The 21936-nt window shown below is 53.1% G+C and carries 19 protein-coding genes, 2 tRNA genes and 2 pseudogenes (1 of these 23 running past the window's edge); 11 read left to right on the forward strand and 12 right to left on the reverse strand.

Annotated features, from left to right (window positions below):
- Positions 1-237 precede the first annotated feature (237 nt).
- Positions 238-309, forward strand: a complete 72-nt coding sequence (ypdK, locus tag V6944_RS03400) for a membrane protein YpdK (protein ID WP_100249902.1) — start codon at positions 238-240, stop codon at positions 307-309.
- 64 nt (positions 310-373) lie between these two features.
- Here the strand turns inward: ypdK and alaC are convergent, their stop codons facing one another.
- Entirely contained in the window at positions 374-1600 is a 1227-nt protein-coding gene (gene alaC, locus V6944_RS03405) for an alanine transaminase (RefSeq protein WP_333497881.1), read from the reverse strand.
- Between the two features lie 393 nt (positions 1601-1993).
- Here alaC and V6944_RS03410 point away from each other — a divergent pair, with 393 nt between their 5' ends.
- The 3 genes from V6944_RS03410 to V6944_RS03420 are packed head-to-tail and all read left to right on the forward strand — an operon-like array spanning position 1994 to position 5056.
- Complete coding sequence (locus V6944_RS03410; RefSeq protein WP_333497882.1) at positions 1994-3691, forward strand: sensor histidine kinase; 1698 nt, start codon at positions 1994-1996, stop codon at positions 3689-3691.
- 12 nt (positions 3692-3703) lie between these two features.
- The gene (locus V6944_RS03415) at positions 3704-4441 is read left to right on the forward strand and encodes a LytR/AlgR family response regulator transcription factor (RefSeq protein ID WP_333497883.1); all 738 of its coding nucleotides are present in this window, start codon (positions 3704-3706) and stop codon (positions 4439-4441) included.
- 45 nt (positions 4442-4486) lie between these two features.
- Positions 4487-5056: a nucleotidyltransferase family protein gene (locus tag V6944_RS03420; protein WP_333497922.1), complete on the forward strand. Its 570-nt coding sequence runs from the start codon at positions 4487-4489 to the stop codon at positions 5054-5056.
- A 75-nt stretch (positions 5057-5131) separates the two neighbouring features.
- Here V6944_RS03420 and V6944_RS03425 read toward each other — a convergent pair whose 3' ends face one another.
- The 3 genes from V6944_RS03425 to V6944_RS03435 all read right to left on the reverse strand — a co-directional run bounded on the left by V6944_RS03425 (position 5132) and on the right by V6944_RS03435 (position 6759).
- Positions 5132-5878 (reverse strand): SAM-dependent methyltransferase, encoded by a 747-nt coding sequence (locus V6944_RS03425; RefSeq protein ID WP_333497884.1) that lies wholly within the window; start codon positions 5876-5878, stop codon positions 5132-5134.
- A gap of 10 nt (positions 5879-5888) precedes the next feature.
- Entirely contained in the window at positions 5889-6146 is a 258-nt protein-coding gene (locus V6944_RS03430) for a YjhX family toxin (protein WP_333497885.1), read from the reverse strand.
- A gap of 310 nt (positions 6147-6456) precedes the next feature.
- Complete coding sequence (locus tag V6944_RS03435; RefSeq protein ID WP_333497886.1) at positions 6457-6759, reverse strand: hypothetical protein; 303 nt, start codon at positions 6757-6759, stop codon at positions 6457-6459.
- Positions 6760-6974: 215 nt separating this feature from the next.
- Here V6944_RS03435 and V6944_RS03440 point away from each other — a divergent pair, with 215 nt between their 5' ends.
- Entirely contained in the window at positions 6975-7490 is a 516-nt protein-coding gene (locus V6944_RS03440) for a helix-turn-helix domain-containing protein (protein ID WP_333497887.1), read from the forward strand.
- Between the two features lie 70 nt (positions 7491-7560).
- On the opposite strand, the gene V6944_RS03445 is transcribed toward V6944_RS03440, so the two are convergent.
- Both V6944_RS03445 and V6944_RS03450 read right to left on the reverse strand, forming a co-directional pair.
- Positions 7561-8085, reverse strand: coding sequence for a hypothetical protein (locus tag V6944_RS03445; protein ID WP_333497888.1), 525 nt, complete (start codon positions 8083-8085; stop codon positions 7561-7563).
- Positions 8082-8426, reverse strand: a complete 345-nt coding sequence (locus V6944_RS03450; protein ID WP_333497889.1) for a DUF1294 domain-containing protein — start codon at positions 8424-8426, stop codon at positions 8082-8084. Before V6944_RS03450 ends, V6944_RS03445 begins: the two co-directional genes overlap by 4 nt.
- Before the next feature lie 267 nt (positions 8427-8693).
- On the opposite strand from V6944_RS03450, the gene V6944_RS03455 reads away from it, so the two are divergent.
- Entirely contained in the window at positions 8694-9677 is a 984-nt protein-coding gene (locus tag V6944_RS03455; protein ID WP_333497890.1) for a DUF1852 domain-containing protein, read from the forward strand.
- Positions 9678-9704: 27 nt separating this feature from the next.
- Positions 9705-10751 (forward strand): methionine synthase, encoded by a 1047-nt coding sequence (locus V6944_RS03460; RefSeq protein ID WP_333497891.1) that lies wholly within the window; start codon positions 9705-9707, stop codon positions 10749-10751.
- Positions 10752-10801: 50 nt separating this feature from the next.
- Here the strand turns inward: V6944_RS03460 and glk are convergent, their stop codons facing one another.
- Complete coding sequence (glk, locus tag V6944_RS03465) at positions 10802-11767, reverse strand: glucokinase (RefSeq protein ID WP_333497892.1); 966 nt, start codon at positions 11765-11767, stop codon at positions 10802-10804.
- A gap of 246 nt (positions 11768-12013) precedes the next feature.
- Between glk and V6944_RS03470 the strand changes: the two are divergent.
- Positions 12014-13232: pseudogene (locus tag V6944_RS03470) on the forward strand (ion channel protein).
- On the opposite strand, the gene V6944_RS03475 reads toward V6944_RS03470, so the two are convergent.
- Positions 13229-14890, reverse strand: a complete 1662-nt coding sequence (locus tag V6944_RS03475; RefSeq protein WP_333497923.1) for an alpha-keto acid decarboxylase family protein — start codon at positions 14888-14890, stop codon at positions 13229-13231. The pseudogene V6944_RS03470 and the gene V6944_RS03475 overlap by 4 nt on opposite strands.
- Positions 14891-15061: 171 nt before the next feature.
- Here V6944_RS03475 and mgrA point away from each other — a divergent pair, with 171 nt between their 5' ends.
- Positions 15062-16060 carry an L-glyceraldehyde 3-phosphate reductase gene (gene mgrA, locus V6944_RS03480; protein ID WP_333497893.1) on the forward strand — a complete coding sequence of 333 codons (999 nt, stop codon included), beginning with the start codon at positions 15062-15064 and terminating at the stop codon, positions 16058-16060.
- A gap of 125 nt (positions 16061-16185) precedes the next feature.
- On the forward strand, positions 16186-16497 hold the full coding sequence (locus V6944_RS03485; RefSeq protein WP_333497894.1) for a DUF2502 domain-containing protein: 312 nt from the start codon (positions 16186-16188) through the stop codon (positions 16495-16497).
- A gap of 68 nt (positions 16498-16565) precedes the next feature.
- Here the strand turns inward: V6944_RS03485 and V6944_RS03490 are convergent, their stop codons facing one another.
- Positions 16566-17801 carry an Nramp family divalent metal transporter gene (locus V6944_RS03490; protein WP_333497895.1) on the reverse strand — a complete coding sequence of 412 codons (1236 nt, stop codon included), beginning with the start codon at positions 17799-17801 and terminating at the stop codon, positions 16566-16568.
- A 335-nt stretch (positions 17802-18136) separates the two neighbouring features.
- On the opposite strand from V6944_RS03490, the gene V6944_RS03495 reads away from it, so the two are divergent.
- Positions 18137-19339, forward strand: coding sequence for a NupC/NupG family nucleoside CNT transporter (locus V6944_RS03495; RefSeq protein WP_333497896.1), 1203 nt, complete (start codon positions 18137-18139; stop codon positions 19337-19339).
- 50 nt (positions 19340-19389) lie between these two features.
- On the opposite strand, the pseudogene V6944_RS03500 reads toward V6944_RS03495, so the two are convergent.
- From V6944_RS03500 to V6944_RS03510, 3 genes and pseudogenes are all read right to left on the reverse strand, one after another.
- Positions 19390-21582 (reverse strand): annotated as a pseudogene (locus V6944_RS03500) (EAL domain-containing protein).
- Between the two features lie 185 nt (positions 21583-21767).
- A tRNA-Ala gene (locus V6944_RS03505) sits at positions 21768-21843 on the reverse strand.
- A 39-nt stretch (positions 21844-21882) separates the two neighbouring features.
- Positions 21883-21936, reverse strand: a tRNA-Ala gene (locus tag V6944_RS03510); it runs 122 nt beyond the window's last position.

Consider the following 21936-nt stretch of genomic DNA (forward strand, 5'->3'; position numbering starts at 1 on the left):
TGAAATTAAAGTGTCGCTGAATCACGACACTCGTAAGTAACTAAAAATTAATAAAAAAATCCCTCTTGTTTCCCCTCATCTTTAGGCGTACATTAGCGCCATCTGGAGCACAAATGCACAGAATTCTGAGGTGATGCCAACCGCGAAAAGTGGGTCAGATTTTTCCGTCGGTTGATATCAACTCGCAGTATCACCCGGTCATAAGTGCGTAGAAAAAATTACGCGGAGAGATGAGTCGTGAAATATTTCTTTATGGGCATTTCCTTTATGGTCATCGTTTTTGCCGGCACGTTCGCCCTGATGATCTAGCCAATAAAAAGCAAAAAAAACAGGAGCCGATTGGCTCCTGTTTGCTTTTATGGGGATGAAGCGATCAGCCTGCCGATTTACCCTCTGACGGCAGCAGGCCGTCGGCGCGGAACATCGCTTTGATACCGCGAATGGCCTGGCGAATACGGTCACGGTTTTCAATCAGCGCAAAGCGCACGTGGGTATCACCATAATCACCAAAACCGATGCCCGGCGACACGCAAACCTTCGCGTCCTGCAGCATCTTCTTGGCGAACTCCAGCGAACCCATATGGGCGTACTGTTCGGGAATTTTAGCCCATACGTACATCGACGCTTTCGGCATGTCGACCATCCAGCCCGCTTCATGTAACCCTTTTACCAGCACATCACGGCGGCGCTTGTACTGTGCGGCAATATCAAGCACGCACTGCTGATCCCCTTCCAGCGCAGCAATGGCCGCCACCTGCAGCGGGGTGAAGGTGCCGTAGTCGTGATAGCTCTTAATACGCGCCAGGGCGTTGACCAGGGTTTTGTTGCCCACCATAAAGCCGATACGCCAGCCCGCCATGTTGTAGCTTTTCGACAACGTGAAGAATTCAACCGCCACGTCGCGGGCACCGGGGACTTCCATAATCGACGGCGCTTTCCAGCCATCGTAGACGATATCGGCGTAGGCCAGGTCATGCACCACCAGCACGTCGTAACGTTTAGCCAGTGCGACCACTTTTTCAAAGAATTCCAGCTCGACGCACTGCGCGGTCGGGTTTGACGGGAAACCTAAGATCATCATCTTCGGCTTCGGATAGCTTTCGCGGATCGCCCGCTCCAGCTCGTTAAAGAAATCGACCCCTTCCACCAGCGGGACAGAACGCACCTGGGCTCCGGCGATCACCGCACCGTAGATATGGATCGGGTAGCTCGGGTTTGGCACCAGTACGGTATCACCATGATCGAGCGTCGCCAGCATCAGGTGCGCTAGCCCCTCTTTCGAACCAATGGTCACAATCGCTTCGCTTTCCGGGTCGATCTCAACGTTGTAACGATCCTGATACCAGCGAGAGATCGCCCGGCGCAGGCGCGGAATACCGCGTGAGGTAGAGTAGCCGTGGGTATCCGGGCGTTGAGCCACGGTGCAAAGCTTTTCGACGATGTGCGGCGGCGTCGCGCCGTCCGGGTTCCCCATACTGAAATCGATAATATCTTCGCCGCGCCGACGCGCAGCCATTTTCAGTTCAGCGGTAATGTTAAAAACATAAGGGGGTAAGCGATCGATACGCGTAAAACGGCGTTCAGGACTGGAGTCAGCCATAGGTTCCTCAGATTTACGTTAGCGCCCGAACCGTTCGAGCGACGCTGCCACCGATGTGGCATGACTAGAAAATAACCTGAAAAAATTGGCGCTGTCGAGGGGGTAGGTAAAAAAATATTTCCCAGACGAAAAGAGGAAGCTCTGCGAACAGGTATCAACCACTAACGGTCAAAATCATTAAAATTAAAACATATATATAACAATATATTATCTAAAAGTTTTCATTAGATCCGTACTGGCAGGTCGCAAATTTATGGCTTCGCCTCGGTGATTCATTTCTTCTATCAATCCCCTTTTAAAAATAAGGTTTATCCCTATTCATGCGTACCGCTGGTCATCCGCCGTCGGGTTTCTTATCATAAGCCCTTTCCTGAAAACATTCGGCGCTCCCCCATGCACGAAATACTCGATATGCTGCTCGCGGTCTATGATCGGGCCGCATTAATGCTGATCTGTCTTTTTTTCCTGATTCGCATCCGTCTGTTCCGCGAACTGCTGCATAAATCAGCGCATACCCCGAAAGAGCTGCTGGCGGTCACGGTCATTTTCTCGATGTTCGCTATCTTCAGTACCTGGTCCGGCGTGCCGGTGGAGGGGTCGCTGGTAAACGTCAGGATTATTTCGGTGATGTCCGCGGGGATCCTCTTCGGTCCGTGGGTGGGTATCATTACCGGCATCATTGCCGGCGCGTACCGCTATTTAAGCGATATCGGCGGAGTGACCGCCATACCTTGTTTTATTACCACCATCGCCGCAGGCATTATTTCGAGCATCATTCATCGCAAAATCCCAAAAGAACAGCATTGGCGTGTAGGGATCCTCGGCGGAATGTTATGCGAAACGGGCACGATGATTCTGGTTATTCTTTTTGCACCAACCACGGCGCTTGGGGTCGATATTGTGTCGAAGATCGGTATCCCGATGATTGCTGGCAGCATCTGCATCGGCTTTATCGTTCTGCTGGTGCAGAGCGTTGAGGGGGAAAAAGAGGCCAGCGCCGCGCGTCAGGCCAAGCTGGCGCTGGATATCGCCAATAAAACGCTGCCGCTGTTTCGCCAGATAAACAGCGACACGCTGCGCCAGATTTGTGACATCATCCGTCAGGATATTCACGCTGACGCGGTAGCGATCACCAATACCGACCGGGTACTGGCCTACGTCGGCGTCGGGGAAGATAACTACCACAATAACGATGATGCCATCAGCCCGACCACCAAGCAGGCGATCAACAACAACGAAATCATCATTAAAAACAATGATGAAGCCTATCGTACGCCGGAAATTCACTCGATGCTGGTGATCCCGCTTTCCGAGAAAGGAGTCGTCACCGGTACGCTGAAAATTTACTACTGCCACGCCCACCAGATCACCTCCTCGCTGCAGGAGATGGCGATAGGGTTATCGCAAATCATCTCTACCCAACTGGAAGTTTCTCGCGCCGAACAGCTGCGGGAAATGGCAAATAAGGCAGAGCTGCGTGCGCTGCAAAGTAAAATCAATCCCCATTTCCTGTTTAACGCCCTGAATGCGATTTCTTCATCGATCCGCATGAACCCGGATACCGCCCGGCAGCTGATTTTCAATCTCTCACGCTACCTGCGCTATAACATTGAATTAAAAGATGATGAGCAGATTGATATTCGTAAAGAGCTGTACCAGATTAAAGACTATATCGCCATCGAACAGGCGCGTTTCGGCGATAAGCTCACGGTCATTTATGATATTGACGATGAGGTGAACTGTCTGATCCCTAGCCTGCTGATCCAACCGTTAGTGGAAAACGCCATTGTGCACGGCATTCAGCGCAGCAAGGGGAAAGGCGTGGTCACCATCAGCGTGACGGAGTGCGGCAACCGGGTGCGCATTGGCGTGCGCGATACCGGGCCGGGTATTGATCCGCTAGTGATTGCGCGAGTTGAGGCCAACGAAATGCCGGGGAATAAGATAGGCCTGCTCAACGTCCACCACCGCGTCAAGCTGCTGTACGGCGAGGGGTTGCATATTCGCCGTCTGGAGCCGGGCACGGAAATGTCGTTCTATATTCCTAACCAGCGTACGCCCGTGCCGGTCGCCGCCACGTTATTGCCCTAATCCGGAGCTTACATGAAAGTCATCATTGTCGAAGATGAATTCCTGGCGCAGCAGGAGCTTACCTGGCTGATTCAGCAGCATAGTCAGATGGAGATTGTCGGGACGTTTGACGACGGGCTCGACGTGCTGAAATTTTTGCAGCACAACAAAGTGGATGCCATTTTCCTCGACATCAACATTCCGTCTCTGGACGGCGTGCTGCTGGCGCAGAACATCAGCCAGTTTGCCCATAAGCCGTTTATCGTCTTTATCACCGCATGGAAAGAGCATGCGGTAGAAGCCTTTGAGCTGGAAGCGTTCGACTATATTCTGAAGCCGTATCAGGAATCACGCATCGTCACCATGCTGCACAAACTGGAGGCCAGTTGGCAACAGCAACAGTCCAGCGGCGTCAGCGTGGCCAGCAGCGCGCCGCGTGAAAACGACACCATTAACCTGATTAAAGACGAACGCATCATCGTGACGCCGGTAAACGACATCTACTACGCTGAAGCGCACGAGAAGATGACGTTTGTCTACACCCGACGTGAGTCGTACGTGATGCCGATGAATATCACCGAGTTTTGCGCCAGGCTGCCAGCCAGTCAGTTTTTCCGCTGCCACCGCTCCTTTTGCGTCAACCTGAATAAAATTCGCGAGATAGAGCCGTGGTTTAATAACACCTACATTCTGCGTCTGCGCGACCTGGAGTTTCAGGTACCGGTGAGCCGCAGCAAGGTGAAAGAGTTTCGCCAGATTATGCATCTCTAGTTCGGGGACGGGCGACGTTAAAAGGATATTCTGTAGATGAAAGCGATGCCCTATCAAGAGACCTTACAGAGTCTTTTACTTGCCGACCCTGGCAGAATGCAGGCGCTTCATGCTGTGCAAACCCTAAGGCTTCAGGACGGCTGGATCGGTGCAGGATTCGTGCGAGAGGCGGTGTGGGATCACCTACATGGATTTACCCCACGTCCTGTAGCAGGCGACGTGGATGTGGTGTTCTTCGATGAAAACCATTGCAGCCCAAATGAGGATCGACACCAGGAAGAACAGCTTCAACAACTTGCCCCCGCCTTTGACTGGTCGGTAAAGAACCAGGCTAGAATGCATCATCATAACGATAACCCTCCCTATCACTCAACGGAGCATGCTCTGAGCTTCTGGCCCGAAACCGCAACGGCGGTGGCTGTCAGAATAGGTGAATATGGGGTTATTGAGGTGATCGCCCCGTATGGTCTGAACGATCTATTCGAACTGCGTCTCAGGCCGACGCCCCCGTTTGAAGGGGAGAAGGCCGCAATTTTTAGGAAGCGGGTCGCAACGAAAAGATGGATGGAGCGCTACCCGCTATTGCGACCTGAATTTTCTGCATTGTCTGTTTAAACGTGGCGGGAGAACGGCCTCATCTCTCTTGTTTATCGGGCACCACTTTTCAGCGGTGCCCGTCCCCTCGCAAATTTATCGGCGTATTAACGCAAAAACACCCCAGCCAAAATACTCTCTCGTCCAACGGACATGACGCTCTGGTGCAATCGTCAGTTCTGCCCGCACCTCTTGTGCGAAGTCATCATCTGGGTTGAGCTCAAGCCAGCGGCGCAGAGTCATCCATTTTGCCGCTTCGTATCTATCCCAGCCCTCCTGATCAGCCAGTACCATTTCCACGACGTCATAACCCAGGCTGGAGAAAGAGATCACCAGTTCAGGCAGCGTAAGAAAATCACTCAGAGATGTTGCGCCACACGCTTTGGCTATCTCCTGGGTTGCGGGCACCTGACGCCAGTAAGGTTCACCGATAAGGAGAATTCCCCCAGGCTTCACACTTTTTGCCAGCAATTGAATCGTTCCGGGATAGCCATCCGCAATCCAGGTTGCCCCAACACAGGCGGCAACGTCACATTTTTCATCGGCCACATATCCTGCGGCGTCCTGGTGAAGGAAACGCACACGGTCACTGACGCCCAATGCTTCGGAACGCCGTTTGGCCTGCTCTGTAAAAAGCGGGCTCATGTCGATACCAAGACCGGTGATACCGTGGTCACTAGCCCAGGTGCAAAGCATTTCACCCGATCCACTACCCAGGTCGAGGATCCGTGCCCCCGGTGTCATGCGCAATACTCGGCCCAGAGTGGCGTATTTTTCCGGCGTAAAGGGGTTATGTATTCGATGTTCACTTTCACTGATGGTAAAAATGCGTGGGATATCCATTATCCTCTCCTTAACGATTATCTGGCTGGGCGCGAACGTTGTTCAGCCCGGTAGTGTTAATGCGGTACGGTTGCCCATTAACCGATTTGATGAGTTTTTTTGTTTTAAGTTTTTTAAAAACAGCGAGCGTGCAGTCGGAAAGCAGCAGCCCTTCGCGGCTATAGCATTCAACGGCGGTGACGCGACCTGAAGTATCACGGACGTGCGTAATGCGGCCACCTTTGGCGAGAACGTGTAAGGTACGTTGTTCCTGACGGGATAAATTCATACTGGAAAACCTGTTTAATCATCATGTGCAAAACGTGCAAACACGCAGCGGTGTCCGCATTCGATTTCGGCGCATTGATAACCAGTCCGGCCTAAAAAGGTCGGTAAGCTGATTATCGGATGATTACATTCTCCAGCATCAAAGCCTCGGGTTGAGTTGAAAGGTGTTTACCAGAAGCCATGCTAACACACCATTTTACCGGGTGTATTTCCGAAGCGATAAATGTGATCCGACAGGGGAAAATGCTTCTATTCCACCCTATTTCTAAGCCAAGCCAAGCTTGACTTACCTAGCCCCTTTCACGCAGATCTTATTCAAACAGCAATGAAGAAAGCCCGATAAACATGACAACGTTCAGAATCAACTGAATCAAAACGACAATAAAAGCCAGTATGCCAAATACCGTGATTTTTCGGCGCAATATAAACGTAATACCGGAAATGACCGCACCGAACAGAATCACCTTAAAGATATAGGACAGCGGAACGATAGCTGCATGGCCGGTATGTATACCCACAAGGCCAAAGATACCTATCACCAGCCCGCCACAAAATCCCCATCCCCAGAACGTCATTGGCAAGCTCAGTTGCCCGGTGACCAATTTTTTCAACACTGCGCTATCCCTTTTTCATTATCTCTGTACGTTAATGCTTTTATCATCCGTTATCCTGGACGGTATAGCGAATTTTACCAATCCCTTTCAGGTTAAAAAAAACCATCCAAAATGAGGTGTCGGGCACCTGTCAGGTTGGTGTCGCCTCCCTGTCGTGCCACTGTTGGGAAAGATGTGCAAGACTCTTGCTATCACATATCTACGAGGCAGCAGCAATGAGTACGAGTGAGAAAATTAAAGCCTACCGGCTCAAAAATGCATGGTCGCAGGAACAGCTGGCGCAGCTGGCCTCCCTGTCGGTGAGAACGGTACAGCGTATTGAAAGCGGACACACTCCGGGGCTGGAAACCATCAGCGCGCTGGCCTCGGTATTTAATGTTACGGTATCAGAACTGTCGGAGGAGACAGATCCCACAAGCGAAGCGCTGGATACCCGGATTCACGACGCCAGACATCGCGTGCAGGAGGAAGCGCGCTTCTACCGCGCTCTGACCATTGCCACGCTGGTTTGTGCCGGGCTGATGGCGGTGAACTACGTTTACTCGCCTGGCAGCTATTGGTCGCTGATCGTCACCCTTATCTGGGGCTCGCTTATCGCCTTTCGCGGGCTGAGAACCTTTGTTCTCCGGGAGCGTATTGCCCTATGGCAGCACAACCGGATGCTGCGGCTTTTGCGTGAAAAAAAGGCCGCATCGACGCCGGATAAAACGCATGCCGATAGCGAACGCTAATTCATGATGTCATGAACGAATTGCCGGATAAGGCGTTTACGCCGCCATCCGGCGATTCGCACCAGAAGCGCTATGCCAATTGATAGGGAAAGAGGTGAACAACATTACTCGCTAGCGGGAAGAGCCCCAGGCTTTCGGTTCGTTTTCGAGTCTCTTCCTGCGGCAGCCCGGCAATCGGTTCACGCCCGCCCCAGATCAGCAGGCCTTTGCTGGCATAGTCAGCCATGACTTCCACCGTTTTGCCATTGTTAAGCGCGATCAGCAGCTTGTTCTCTTTCACCTGACGCAGAACGCCATTAGCGTCCGCAATACACAGCGCAATACTGCCCCAAGTAGAAATATTTTCATGATGCGGGGAGATAATCATGCCATTCGACGCCACCGGCACGATGTTCAGCGGCGAGAACGTATTATCAGCCGCGGTGACAGAGGGCATTCTCCCGCCCCAGATATGGATACCGTCGGGAATTTCCGCCGGTAGCGGCTGCGGACTTTCTGCCAGTTCCAGCGTTTTACCGTTATCAAATTCAACCACAATACTGCTGCCTTGCTGCAAGGCTAAGCCACCCTTCTGGTCGGTGATGTAGAGGTTCATACCATCCCCTTATCCAGCAGTAGATACACCGCTATCATCGCTGCAACGCTCACTATTACACTGATAATAAAGTACGTTTTAAACGGCTGTTTTTGCGTTTTATGGCGAAAAATCTGCTGCCCCACCAGCGCGCCGGGCCAACCACCCACTACGCCAAACGCCAGCAGCGTGGCCTCCGGCACCCTGCGCCAGCCCTGACGAGCCGCCAGTTTATCCGCGCCGTACATCACCAGCGTCAGAACGTTAGCCAGCAGGAACCACGCCGCCAGCGGATAGGGTGTAAAAATGCTGGCAAGAGCCGCCAGCGCCAGCAGCAAATAACAAAAGCGATTGAGATTCATCGTCGTCAGTACAAGGTTGTTGAGCGAATCGAAAGCGCATTATACGCAAAATGAATGTTTTTCACCTTCCCGGCGACCACCACCATGAACTTCTCTCATGTTGCAATGAAATTAAGTCGCTTTCCCTCTTCCACCGCCTCTGGCATAAATTATCAACATTAACTTATCGGCAACATTAAGACTGCTGAATGAGCAAACCAGAGCACAAACTCTGGGTACCAGGATGTGATTTTAATTTTCATTTCAGCACTCGGGATGCAAGACGCGATGAACAAAGACTTTACCTTTACGATTAAAAGCAGCCGTTTCGACGAGAACTATAACCCGGCGGAAAATACGCGTATTACCACCAACTTCGCGAACCTGGCCCGTGGGGAAAATCGTCAGGAGAACCTGCGCAATACGCTGAAGATGATTGATAATCGCTTCAATACCTTAGCGCATTGGGATAACCCGAAAGGCGATCGCTATGCCGTTGAGCTGGAAATTATTTCCGTCGAAATGAATATCGATGCGGACGGGAAAACGAACGCCTTCCCGGCCATCGAAATTTTGAAAACGCATATTGTTGATAAGCAGACCAACGAGCGTATCGAAGGGATTGTCGGCAATAACTTCTCGTCCTACGTGCGGGATTATGACTTCAGCGTCCTGCTGTTAGAACATAATAAAAACCGTACAGAATTTAACATCCCGGATACCTTCGGCGACCTGCACGGCAATATCTTTAAGCTCTTCGCTCACTCCGCAGAGTACAAAGCGAACTTTAAAAAAGCGCCGGTCATCTGCCTGAGCGTGTCCAGCAAAGATGTCTACCGCCGTACCGGCAATGAACATCCGGTGCTGGGCATTGAATATCAGCCGAGCAGCGCGTCGCTGACCGAGCAGTACTTCGGCAAAATGGGCCTGGAAGTACGCTATTTCATGCCAAAAAACAGCGTCGCACCGCTGGCCTTCTTCTTCTCCGGTGACCTGCTGGCGGATTACACCAGCCTGGAGCTTATCAGCACCATCAGCACCATGGAGACGTTCCAGAAGATTTATCGCCCGGAAATTTACAATGCCAACTCAGCGGCGGGCCTGTGCTATCAGCCAGACCTGAACCAGCAGGATCACTCATTAACCAAAATTGTTTACGACCGCGAAGAGCGTAGCCGGTTAGCGATTGAGCAGGGCAAATTTACCGAAGAGCACTTTATTAAGCCTTACCAGAACATTCTTGAGCAATGGTCCGCAAGCTACGCTCTTTGATTAACGAAAAATACCAGGTTATCGACTATGAAAACATTGCTCCCTACTTCCACCGCCGGCAGCCTGCCGAAACCTTCCTGGCTGGCGCAGCCCGAGACGCTATGGTCTCCATGGAAGCTGCAGAACGACGAGTTAATTGAAGGGAAACAGGATGCGCTGCGTCTCTCCCTGCAGGAACAGCTGCTGGCCGGTATCGATATCGTCAGCGACGGCGAGCAGACCCGTCAGCACTTCGTCACTACCTTTATTGAGCACCTAAGCGGCGTCGATTTTGAAAAACGCGAGATCGTGAAAATTCGTAATCGCTACGATGCGAGCGTACCGACGGTGGTGGGTGAAGTGGCGCGTCAGAAACCGGTCTTTGTTGAAGACGCACGCTACCTGCGTCAGCTCACTAAGCAGCCTATCAAATGGGCGCTGCCGGGGCCGATGACCATGATTGATACGCTGTATGACAACCACTACAAAAGCCGCGAAAAGCTGGCGTGGGAATTTGCCAAAATCCTTAACCAGGAAGCCCGTGAATTAGAAGCCGCTGGCGTGGATATCATTCAGTTCGATGAACCGGCATTTAATGTCTTCTTTGATGAAGTTAACGACTGGGGCATCGCCGCCTTAGAGCGCGCCGTTGAAGGGCTGAAATGCGAAACCGCGGTACATATTTGCTACGGCTACGGCATTAAAGCCAACACCGACTGGAAAAAGACGCTGGGCTCAGAGTGGCGTCAGTACGAAGAAGCGTTCCCGAAACTGCAGTCGTCGAATATCGATATTATCTCGCTGGAGTGCCATAACTCCCGCGTACCGATGGATCTGCTGGAGCTGATTCGCGGTAAAAAGGTGATGGTTGGGGCGATTGACGTGGCAAACCACGCGATTGAAACGCCAGAAGAAGTGGCCAATACGCTGCGCAAAGCCCTGCAGTTTGTGGATGCAGAGAACCTCTACCCGTCCACCAACTGCGGCATGGCGCCGTTGCCTCGTCAGGTAGCACGTGGCAAGCTCAAGGCATTGAACGCGGGGGCCGAGATTATCCGTAAAGAGATTCTGGGCCGAACACCGCCTCTGGCGTAAAAATAAAAAAACCGCGATGAACGCGGTTTTTGGTTTTATAGGGCCGGGGATTACAGTACCTGGCCCAGCGTTTGACGCAGGTGCGCACCGGAGCCAAGCAGCCCTGGATTGTCATGAACAATCAGGTAAACCGGGATCGGGTGAACATAATCTTTAAAGCGGCCTTTATCTTCAAACCCGCCGCGGAAGCCGGAGGCTTTAAAGAACTCGAGGAAGCGCGGCACGATGCCACCGGCGATATAGACGCCGCCAAAGGTGCCAAGGGTCAACGCCAGATCACCGCCAAAACGCCCCATGATAACGCAGAACAGCGACAGCGCACGGCGGCAGTCGGTACAGGTATCCGCCAGCGCGCGTTCGGTAATATCCTTCGGCTTGTAGTTTTCCGGCACACGGTTGTCGGACTTCACAATGGCCCGGTAGAGGTTGACCAGACCTGGACCGGAGAGCACGCGCTCGGCGGAGACATGACCAATTTCTTCCCGCAGTACTTCGAGAATAATCCCCTCTTCTTCGCTGTTTGGCGCGAAGTCAACGTGGCCGCCTTCACCAGGCAGGCTGACCCAGCGCTTATCGACGTGAACCAGATGCGCCACGCCAAGGCCAGTACCCGCACCGTAAACGGCGATCGGTTTGCCTTCAACCGGCTCGGTGCCGCCGAACTGGATCAGATGCTCTTTTTTCAGCATCGGAATCGCCATGGAGACCGCGGTGAAATCGTTGATGATTTCCAGGTGCGAGAAACCGAGGTTTTTCTTCATTTCGGCAATGGAGAACTGCCAGGTGTGGTTGGTCATCGCCACCCAGTCACCGGTAATCGGGCAGGCAATCGCGATACAGCCGTCTTCGACCGACACGTTATGCTCGTCGAGATAGACGCGGACAACGGCTTCCAGGCTTGGATAATCCAGGCCGGAATAGGTTTTCGCCTGCGAAATTTCACCGCTGGCTAAATCGCACAATGCCAGACGCGCATTGGTGCCCCCAACATCACCCACTAAAGCAAACTTTGTCATTCCGTTACGGCTCCGCTAAAGTCAGAATAAATCTTTGTCACACTGTAAATTCAAGGCGCTGTCACGACAATGACGTTTGTGTGAGCACCCCAGGATTATCGATCCCGGTCACATTTTTTGCGTCATTCTTATCAGATGCAAAGGCCGGATGCGCTATCGCGCCGTATCGTTTCAGCATCATTTGCGCTGAACGTAAACGCCGGAAAATGCAAAGTAACCTCAGCATTCAGTCAAAAGGATAAAAACATGCTCCACCCGCGAGCCAGAACGATGTTGTTGCTCTCTATTCCCGCGGTGCTGATCGGTATCGCCTCGAGCCTGCTTTTAATTGTGGTGATGAAAATCGCCGCCGTGCTGCAGCACCTGCTGTGGCGCAATCTGCCCGCGACGTTCGGCGTGGCCTTTGACTCCCCTTTTTGGATAATCCTGATGCTGACCCTGACCGGTATCGCCGTCGGTCTGGTCATTCGCTATAGCCCCGGCCAGCGAACCGTTAATCGGCGCGGCGGTTCCCCCTTCACATCTACCGGGACTGGTCATTGCGTTAATTATCGGCCTGGCGGGCGGCGTGAGCCTCGGCCCTGAGCACCCGATTATGTCGGTGAACATCGCACTGGCGGTTGCGCTGGGCGCACGCGTCTTCCCGCGCGTGAGTTCGCTGGACTGGACCATTCTCGCCGCAGCGGGCACCATCGGCGCACTGTTTGGCACCCCGGTTGCCGCCGCGCTGATTTTCACCCAGACGTTAACCAGCAATAACGAATCACCGCTGTGGGACCGCCTGTTTGCGCCGCTGCTGGCCGCCGCCGCCGGGGCATTAACCACCGGCGTATTCTTTCATCCGCAGTTTTCGCTACCAATTGAGCATTATCAGACGCTGCGCATCGTCGATATTTTCAGCGGGGCGATTGTCGCCGTCTTTGCTATCGCCATTGGGATGGTCGCCGTCTGGTGTCTGCCGCATCTGCACGCATTGATGCACCGTTTAAAACATCCGGTATTGATCCTTGGCGTTGGCGGTTTTGTGCTGGGGATTATTGGTACCGTGGGCGGGCCTATCACCCTGTTTAAAGGGCTGGATGAGATGCAGCGGCTAACCGCAGGTCAAAGTTTCGGCGCAGGCGACTATATGCTGTTTGCACTCAGCAAGCTGGCAGCGCTGGTCGTAGCGGCAGCCTGCGGGTTCCGGGGTGGGCGCATCTTCCCGGCGGTATTTGTCGCGGTGGCGCTAGGCCTGATGCTGCACGCCCATGTAGATGCCGTTCCGGCGGCGATTACCGTCTCCTGCGCTATTCTGGGGCTGGTTTTAGTGGTTACTCGCGATGCCTGGCTGAGCCTATTTATGGCCGCCGTGGTGGTGCCCGATACTACGCTGCTGCCGCTGCTGTGCATCGTGATGCTCCCCGCCTGGCTCCTGCTGGCGGGGAAACCCACGATGATGGTGCCGCGCAAACGTAAAGATTAATGGCTGCTGTTGCGGGCCTCCAACGCCTGCGTGACCGCTTTTAGCAGCGGTGGGATATCCATTTTAGGCAGCATGACCTCAAGAAAAGTCAGTCTGTCCCGGCGCGCGGCGCGTGAAAGCGCGTCGTTAAGCTGGGATACATTAGTCACTTTCCAGCACTCGGCCTGGCAGTCCAGGTTGAGTGCCTGTGGAAGCTGGGTCCAGTTCCATAAGCTGATATCGTTATAGCGCTCTTCCGGGCCATGAATCGCCCGCTCAACCGTATAGCCTTCATTATTCAGCAGCAGGATCAGCGGCTTCAGTCCATCGCGGAGCATTGAGCTGAGCTCCTGAATCGTCAGCTGCGCAGCCCCATCCCCGACCACCAGCACCACACGCCGCTCCGGCTGCGAGGTCTGCGCGCCAAACGCGGCTGGCAGGGTGTAACCAATCGATCCCCATAGCGGCTGCACGATCAGACTGGCTCCCTGCGGCAGCGTCAGATCGGCAAGCCCGAACGCCGCCGTCCCCTGATCGCCTAGCACAATATCGTGCGGCATCAGGTAGTTATCCAACGCCTGCCAGAAATGACGCTGGGTCAACTGTCCCGTATCCGCCGTCGTCGTTTTCAGCGCTCGAGGAGGCTGAATTTGCCACTGTGCTGAAAAATCACGACTCAGCGCGATAAGTGCATTCACCGCCTCCTGCATACCTATCCCGCTAAACCAGCGTTTCCCCACCCGTGCCGCAAAAGGCTGGATCTCAATCGATTTTTCTGCCGGGATCTGGTGGGTAAAGCCCGCCGTGATCGTGTCGGTAAAACAGGTGCCGATGCAAAAAATAACCTCCGCATCTTCTATCGCTGCACGCGTTTCCGGCTGGCTGGCTCCACCGCTGTAAGTCCCCACAAACCCAGCGTGCGTCTCATTGAACAGTCCTTTACCCATTAGCATGGTGGCGTGAGGAATGGGCACCGCATCCATCCATTTGTTTAGCGTCGATTGCAACCCAAAGCGCAGCGCAAGCACGTCCGCCAACAGCGACACACGGCAGCGGTCATGCAGTAAAGCGCGGACATGCGAGACAAAATCCGCCAGTTCAGTGGGATCCGCCACCGCCATATTCATGGTGAGAGCGTTTACAGGGGGAGAGGTTGGCAGCGCTGCGATATCCGCAGGCAGCAGCAGATAGCCAGGGCGGCTATAGTGCAGAATATCGCGCAGCACGCGGTCTATTTCATCGCGCGCGTTAGCCGCATCCAGTACGCCCTGCGCCACCGAGATTGGCGCGCTCATCTGGCGGAAGCGATCGAAATTGCCATCACCCAACGTGTGGTGTAAACACTCACGTCGCTGCTGGGCACCGGTACAGGGCGCACCGACAATATGCAGTACCGGAACATGCTCAGCAAAGCTTCCCGCGACTCCGTTCAACGCACTCAGCTCACCCACGCCAAAGGTAGTGAGCAGCGCGCCGCACCCCTGCATTCGTGCATAGCCATCGGCGGCGTAGGCGGCGTTGAGTTCATTCGCGCAGCCGACCCAACGAATCTGGCGATGCGCAATAACGTGGTCAAGAAACTGGAGGTTGTAGTCTCCGGGAACACCAAACAGGTGGTCAACGCCGCAGTCGGCGAGGCGATCGAGCAGGTAATCTGCCACGGTATAGGACGTTGTCATCATGCACCTCCTCCAGTCAGTATTCTTTTGAGTATTGAGGAAGTGTTAAGGCTGTCCAGATTTCGTCAAAAAGTCCCCTGGAAAGCAATTTTTACAGATTTCAGGAGTGTACGAGCCGGTGGACATTCGCTAGTGTAAGCGTATACACAACCGGATAATCTGGAGGACATAATGGTTTATAAGGCAAGCCCGACGCGTTACGAGACCATGACGTTTCAGCGCTGCGGCAACAGCGGCCTCAAGCTGCCAGCCATTTCGCTGGGGCTGTGGCACAACTTTGGCGATGAAACGCGGGTGGAAAACAGCCGCCAGCTACTGCACCACGCATTCGACCTTGGGATCACCCATTTCGATTTGGCCAACAACTACGGGCCGCCTCCGGGCTCTGCTGAAAGCAACTTTGGTCGTATCCTGAGGGAAGATTTCCTGCCCTACCGCGATGAGCTGATTATCTCCAGCAAAGCCGGCTATACCATGTGGGACGGGCCGTATGGCGATTGGGGTTCACGCAAGTACCTGATTTCAAGCCTCGATCAGAGTCTGAAGCGGATGGGGCTTGAGTATGTCGACATCTTCTATCACCACCGCCCGGACCCGGAGACGCCGCTGATAGAAACCATGCGCGCGCTGGACCATCTCGTGCGTCAAGGTAAGGCACTGTACATCGGGCTTTCCAACTACCCGGCTGAACTGGCAAGTCAGGCTATTGCGATGCTGAACGACCTCGGTACGCCGTGTCTTATTCACCAGCCGAAGTATTCAATGCTTGAGCGAAGCCCTGAAAATGGTCTGCTTCAGGTGCTTCAGCAAGAAGGCGTGGGCTGTATCGCCTTCTCGCCGTTAGCGGGTGGGCAACTGACCGACCGCTATCTGCACGGCATTCCGGCAGACTCCCGCGCCGCCAGCGGCAGCATCTTCCTGAAGCCGGAGCAGTTGACCGATGGCAAGCTGGAAGCCGTACGCCAGCTTAATGCTATCGCGGAGCAGCGTGGTCAGAAACTGTCGCAGATGGCGCTGGCGTGGGTATTACGCCAACAGGCGGTGACGTCGGTGTTGATTGGTGCCAGCAAAACCGCGCAGCTTGATGATGCCGTGGGCATGCTGAGCAATCGGCATTTCAGCGCTGAGGAAAACGAAACCATCGATAGCATTCTGCGCAGTATAAAATAACGGCTTCTTTAGCAAAAAGTGCTCTCTCCTGACGATTTAAGAGTTACCCCAATAATCGCGGTATTTACCGAATTGTAATATTGCGTTAACAGGTCTTGCAGACCACGATCGTATAGGAGAGAAGTATGTTCAGGTCACTGATTCTGGCGGCAGTATTGATGGCATCGGCCCCGATGTTCGCGAATGCTGGTGAAATCACCCTGCTGCCGTCCGTAAAATTACAAATTGGCGATCGCGATAACTACGGTAACTACTGGGATGGCGGTCGCTGGCGTGACCGTGATTACTGGCATCGTAACTGGTATCACCGCGATAACGGCTGGCACCGTGGTTGGGATAAACGTAAAGCCTATGAGCGCGGCTACCGCGAAGGCTGGAACGACCGGGACGATCATCGTGGACGCGGGCGCGGCCATGGACACGGGCATCACCACTGATATTTTCCCGGAGTCGCTGCGCTCGTCCGGGCTACACGTTAAAAGTAGCCCGGACGAGCGCAGCGCCATCAGGCAAGCAACGTTCCCAGCAGCAGCCACCCATTCAGCGCCACCACAATTGCCACAATCACCCAGCCAATTCGTTTAATCCACAGCGTGTTGACCAGCTCGCCCATCAACTGGCGATTGCTGGTGAATATCAGCAGCGGCACCAGCGCCAGCGCGATGCCGAAGCTTAGCAGCACCTGGCTCATCACCAGAATACGCGTTGGGTCGAGCCCCATCAGAATCACAATAAATGACGGCAGCATCGTCACCGCACGGCGGAACCACAGTGGAATGTGGAAGCGAATAAAGCCCTGCATCACCACCTGACCGGCCAGCGTCCCGACGACCGTGGAGGAGAGCCCCGCTGCGACCAGGCTCAGGCCGAAGATGGTTGCTGCCGCATGGCTCAGCAACGGTTCGAGGGTGAGATACGCCTCATCGAGGTCGGCAACACCGGTATGACCGTGAAAATGGAACGCCGCGGCCGCCGTCGCCATCATCGCCAGGTTCACAAAGCCGGCAATAGTCATGGCGATAGCGACATCCCAGCGCGTGGCGTGATAGCGCTCTTTGGCACTCCCGCCGTGCAGATGCTGAGTCAGCGAGGAGTGCAGATAAATGACGTGTGGCATGATGGTCGCACCGAGTACGCCCGCCGCGAGGAACACCGCCTCGGAGTTAGGCAACGACGGAATAATCATCCCTTTGGCGAGCGGCGCCATCTGCGGCTGGGAGAAAACCAGCTCAACGATATAGGCCGCAGCAACAAACAGCAGCAGGCCGCCGATCACTTTTTCCAGCGGCTTTTGCCCACGGCGCTGCAGCATTAGAATCAGGTAGGTGGCAATCCCCGTCAGCACCGCCCCTTGCAGCAGCGAAACGCCGAGAATCAGCTTAAAGCCGATTGCCGCACCGATAAATTCTGCCAGATCCGTCGCCATCGCGATGATTTCCGCCTGCACCCAGTAGAACCACACCACCGGGCGCGGATAATGGTCGCGAATTTGCTCCGCCAGGTTTTTCCCCGTGGCGATACCGAGTTTCGCGGACAGCACCTGAATCAGCATCGCCATCAGGTTCGCCCAGACGACAACCCACAGCAGTTGATAGCCGAAGCTCGCCCCCGCCTGAATGTTGGTGGCAAAGTTGCCGGGATCGATATAGCCGATGGCGGCAATAAATGCGGGCCCCATCAGCGCAAGCCGCATACGGCGCGCTGCACGACCGGTGTTACTCTCAACGCGACTGTTTGTCATGGTCTGCCTCAAAAACATAGCCTTTGCTATGTTTCAGGCTAACAGAATGAGAATGATTATCAAGTTCATTTGTAAGAGATGATAATGATTGCTCTGATAGCCGGAATCAATCGCCAGACTGGAGGTTGCGGGGGTTTGGTGTACGCTTAAGATGAGAGTAGTACAACAAGGGAACTTTTCATACATTTACTTAACATCACAAAAATGTATCTTTGATCACTAATTTTGAATTTGCTCACAGGATCTAAATATAGTGGGATGGAGATCTCGTTTTATTTAATGATGTTACATAGAATGTGCAAGAAAATTTAACCCGTCTCATGTTTGGAGCAAATATGGACCGCGTCTTGCATTTTGTTCTCGCGCTCGTTGTGGTAGGTATCCTGGCCCTGCTGGTCAGCACCAACCGCAAAGAGATTCGCATTCGTTATGTTATTCAATTACTTGTCATTGAAGTTTTACTGGCATGGTTCTTCCTGAACTCTGATATTGGTCTGGGCTTCGTACGTGGCTTTGCCGAAATGTTCGAAAAACTGCTTGGTTTTGCGAACAACGGCACCGACTTCGTCTTCGGCAGCATGAACGATAAAGGTCTGGCCTTCTTCTTCCTGAAGGTGCTCTGCCCTATCGTCTTCATATCCGCGCTGATCGGTATTCTGCAGCATATCCGTATTCTGCCGATTGTCATTCGTGCGATTGGTACCGTGCTGTCTAAAATCAACGGCATGGGTAAGCTGGAGTCTTTCAACGCCGTCAGCTCCCTGATTCTGGGCCAGTCTGAAAACTTCATCGCTTATAAAGATATCCTCGGCAAAATGTCCCGTAACCGCATGTACACCATGTCGGCCACGGCGATGTCTACCGTTTCCATGTCTATCGTTGGCGCCTACATGACCATGCTGGAGCCGAAGTTCGTTGTTGCGGCGCTGGTACTGAACATGTTCAGCACCTTTATCGTTCTGTCGCTGATCAACCCGTACCGCGTAGATGCCAGCGAAGAGAACATTCAGATGTCTAACCTGCACGAAGGACAGAGCTTCTTCGAAATGCTGGGTGAATACATTCTGGCAGGCTTCAAAGTTGCGATTATCGTTGCGGCCATGCTGATCGGCTTTATCGCCCTGATCGCCGCGCTGAACGCCCTGTTCGCCACCGTTACTGGCTGGTTCGGTTACAGCATCTCCTTCCAGGGCATTCTGGGTTACATCTTCTATCCTGTTGCATGGATTATGGGTGTACCGGCAAGCGAATCCCTGCAGGTTGGTAGTATCATGGCGACCAAACTGGTTTCTAACGAATTCGTTGCCATGATGGATCTGCAGAAAGTCGCCGCTGAACTCTCCCCTCGCGCAGTTGGTATCATCTCCGTATTCCTGGTTTCCTTCGCTAACTTCTCTTCTATCGGCATCATCGCAGGCGCGATTAAAGGCCTGAACGAAGAGCAGGGTAACGTGGTTTCCCGCTTCGGTCTGAAGCTGGTTTACGGTTCTACGCTGGTGAGCGTCCTGTCTGCTTCTATCGCTGCGCTGGTTCTGTAATCCAACAGCGTTAAAAAAGGGCCTGTAACTGAGTTACAGGCCCTTTTTCTTTATGACTCCGTTTGGTAGCCAATGTCACACAACGGCCTTGGCTTATCGATGAGATACCCCTGCATATAGTGCACACCCAGCTCCGTCAGCAGCGCCTGCTGCGCCTCGGTCTCTACGTATTCCGCAACAACTTCCAGGTTCTGCATCTCCGCCAGTTCGCAGATAGAGCGAATAATCATCGCATCCATGGGGTTAGTGAGCACGTCACGCACGAACGCACCGTCAATCTTGATAATATCGGCCTCAAGGCGCTTCAGGCGCTCATAGTTGGCGTAGCCAGTACCGAAGTCATCAATCGCAATCTGGCAACCGAATTCCCGCAGTCTATTGAGGTTCTGAATGCTGATATCCGAGTTCGAAAACGCCTGCTCTTCGGTAATTTCAATAATGATGCGCTGAACCTTAACCCGATAGCGTCGGAACAGCGCGATGATTTCGGCAGCGCTCTCTTTGTGCATCAACGTGTAGGGCATCAGGTTGACGGAAAAACGCTGCCCTGGAAACGCCGGCAGCGAGCGGAACAGATTTTCCAGCACCTGCATGTCGAAGCGTTTGCTCAGGTTGAACTGCGTCAGAATGGGGATAAATTTATCCGGCATCACCATGCCGTTGGCATCCACCAGTCAGCTAAGGATTTCATAGTAGCCTTCGCCCGATGGCTTTCTGATAGGCTGCGCGTAGAGGACAAAGTTGTCCCACTCCAGCGCGCTTTTAATACGGTTGAGGAGCACAACGCGGTCGCCGGTTTCGTCATAGGCTTCCACCTGGCCGTTATCCAGTTGCAGTATCTGGCTCTCTTCACCGGCCTGCTCTGCCAGCCAGCTAAGCTGCCCAAGCGTATGGTAGAGATTGTCGTCCTGCGTACACACCCTGCCCCACGAAATACCGTATTCCAGCGTCAACAACGTGTTATTCCAGCGAATATCCTGACGGCGCAGAAAATCCACCAGATGGTTAAGCCTCGCTTCCGTTTCCGGGCCGTTCAGCACCAGCAGTAGTTCGTTGCCCGGCAACTGGAAGAGTTTCTCATTGTTATCGAGCTTAGGCTGCAACACCTGAGTGATACTGCGCTTGCACTGAATACGCATCATCATGCCGTAGTGGCGGCTGAGGAAGTCCAGGTTTTTGATGTGCAGGCAGCAGACGCTAGTGACGCCCGGCGCCTTCATATAATCCTCCAGCGCACGCAGGTTAGGCAGCCCGGTCAACGGATCAATCATGGCCTGCTCGTGCCATTTCTGCTTCAGATGCTTGCTGCGGTGGTAGATTTGCAGCATGTACTGCAGACAGACGGTAAACGAGATCAGCGCCGATAGGATAAATGAGAGCGAGTACTGGGTTTGAATGCCGTGCAGGAAGTTTTTGTTGTACATCACCAGCACAAAGGCGGACAGCGTCCAGCTTATCATGATCAGCGGATACGCCAGCTTGCTGATGCCAAAAGCAAAAAAGATAAAGATGATGGGGACGAGATACCCGGCAAAGTAGCGATCGCCGAACGGCGCGCAGAGGAAAACCAGCATGAAAATCAATGCGAGAAACCAGGCGATGGCAAAGCATTTGCCTTTCAGACCCGTATAACTCGCGATGTTTTTACGCCAGAACACCCTTGCATAGCGAGCGTTCAGGCCCATCCGTATAGGATAGTAGAATAGTTTAGTAAATATTAAGGATGCGCAAACCAATCCCTGAATATCAACAATCGTATAAATAACGGACGTTATATTAAAATAGCTAAACATTGCAGCAGGAACAATGGTCATCTCTCCTACTAAATACATCATAAACTTGGCTAATATCGGCGTTGCAAAACCGAACCAAAAAATACATAAGCCAATATGATGAATGACCAGACCATGCCGCCAACGTCGCCCCAAAATAGAATATAAAATAAGACTAGAAATACAAACGGCAGTCAGCTGACAAAACAATAATATTAATGAATCAAGCGGCGAAATGTGCAGTTGCCAGTAGTTAGTCGCGGTAAACCCCAGCGCCAGAGGCAGCACGGCATGGCGGCCAAACAGCATCATCAGCGCAATCATTACGCTCAGCGGTAACCACGCAAGATATACAGAGTGACCATCATAAAATGCGGTCGGAGAGATATACCGAGAAACAGGAATCATCACCAGGCTAATAACCAATGCCAGGACGAATTTTCTTAATGGGGTACTCCGTTGCACAGTCATGCGTATCTGCCGATATCCTTTATCGTACGTAGAGTGACTGTTCAAATATTATTGTTAGTTATTATTCGAAGCAAACCGAGTTGAGTAAATCCTGATCTACGCATGCCTTTTATAATATAAACGCTGCTTTTTTATTCGCACCCAGAAAGCAAAAAACCCCCGCCATAGGCGAGGGTTTCGAATTTTGGTGGAGCTAAGCGGGATCGAACCGCTGACCTCTTGCATGCCATGCAAGCGCTCTCCCAGCTGAGCTATAGCCCCACATTTTCTTTACGTTCCAAACCTGATGGGAGCAGGATTTGGTGGAGCTAAGCGGGATCGAACCGCTGACCTCTTGCATGCCATGCAAGCGCT

Source organism: Kluyvera sp. CHPC 1.2972, from assembly GCF_036759925.1.
GTDB lineage: Bacteria > Pseudomonadota > Gammaproteobacteria > Enterobacterales > Enterobacteriaceae > Kluyvera.

Coding starts and splice junctions, on each gene's coding strand:
- alaC (WP_333497881.1), bottom strand. CDS start 1,600: ATGGCTGACTCCAGTCCTGAACGCCGTTTTACGCGTATCGATCGCTTA.
- V6944_RS03410 (WP_333497882.1), top strand. CDS start 1,994: ATGCACGAAATACTCGATATGCTGCTCGCGGTCTATGATCGGGCCGCA.
- V6944_RS03415 (WP_333497883.1), top strand. CDS start 3,704: ATGAAAGTCATCATTGTCGAAGATGAATTCCTGGCGCAGCAGGAGCTT.
- V6944_RS03420 (WP_333497922.1), top strand. CDS start 4,487: ATGCCCTATCAAGAGACCTTACAGAGTCTTTTACTTGCCGACCCTGGC.
- V6944_RS03425 (WP_333497884.1), bottom strand. CDS start 5,878: ATGGATATCCCACGCATTTTTACCATCAGTGAAAGTGAACATCGAATA.
- V6944_RS03430 (WP_333497885.1), bottom strand. CDS start 6,146: ATGAATTTATCCCGTCAGGAACAACGTACCTTACACGTTCTCGCCAAA.
- V6944_RS03440 (WP_333497887.1), top strand. CDS start 6,975: ATGAGTACGAGTGAGAAAATTAAAGCCTACCGGCTCAAAAATGCATGG.
- V6944_RS03445 (WP_333497888.1), bottom strand. CDS start 8,085: ATGAACCTCTACATCACCGACCAGAAGGGTGGCTTAGCCTTGCAGCAA.
- V6944_RS03450 (WP_333497889.1), bottom strand. CDS start 8,426: ATGAATCTCAATCGCTTTTGTTATTTGCTGCTGGCGCTGGCGGCTCTT.
- V6944_RS03455 (WP_333497890.1), top strand. CDS start 8,694: ATGAACAAAGACTTTACCTTTACGATTAAAAGCAGCCGTTTCGACGAG.
- V6944_RS03460 (WP_333497891.1), top strand. CDS start 9,705: ATGAAAACATTGCTCCCTACTTCCACCGCCGGCAGCCTGCCGAAACCT.
- glk (WP_333497892.1), bottom strand. CDS start 11,767: ATGACAAAGTTTGCTTTAGTGGGTGATGTTGGGGGCACCAATGCGCGT.
- V6944_RS03475 (WP_333497923.1), bottom strand. CDS start 14,890: ATGACAACGTCCTATACCGTGGCAGATTACCTGCTCGATCGCCTCGCC.
- mgrA (WP_333497893.1), top strand. CDS start 15,062: ATGGTTTATAAGGCAAGCCCGACGCGTTACGAGACCATGACGTTTCAG.
- V6944_RS03485 (WP_333497894.1), top strand. CDS start 16,186: ATGTTCAGGTCACTGATTCTGGCGGCAGTATTGATGGCATCGGCCCCG.
- V6944_RS03490 (WP_333497895.1), bottom strand. CDS start 17,801: ATGACAAACAGTCGCGTTGAGAGTAACACCGGTCGTGCAGCGCGCCGT.
- V6944_RS03495 (WP_333497896.1), top strand. CDS start 18,137: ATGGACCGCGTCTTGCATTTTGTTCTCGCGCTCGTTGTGGTAGGTATC.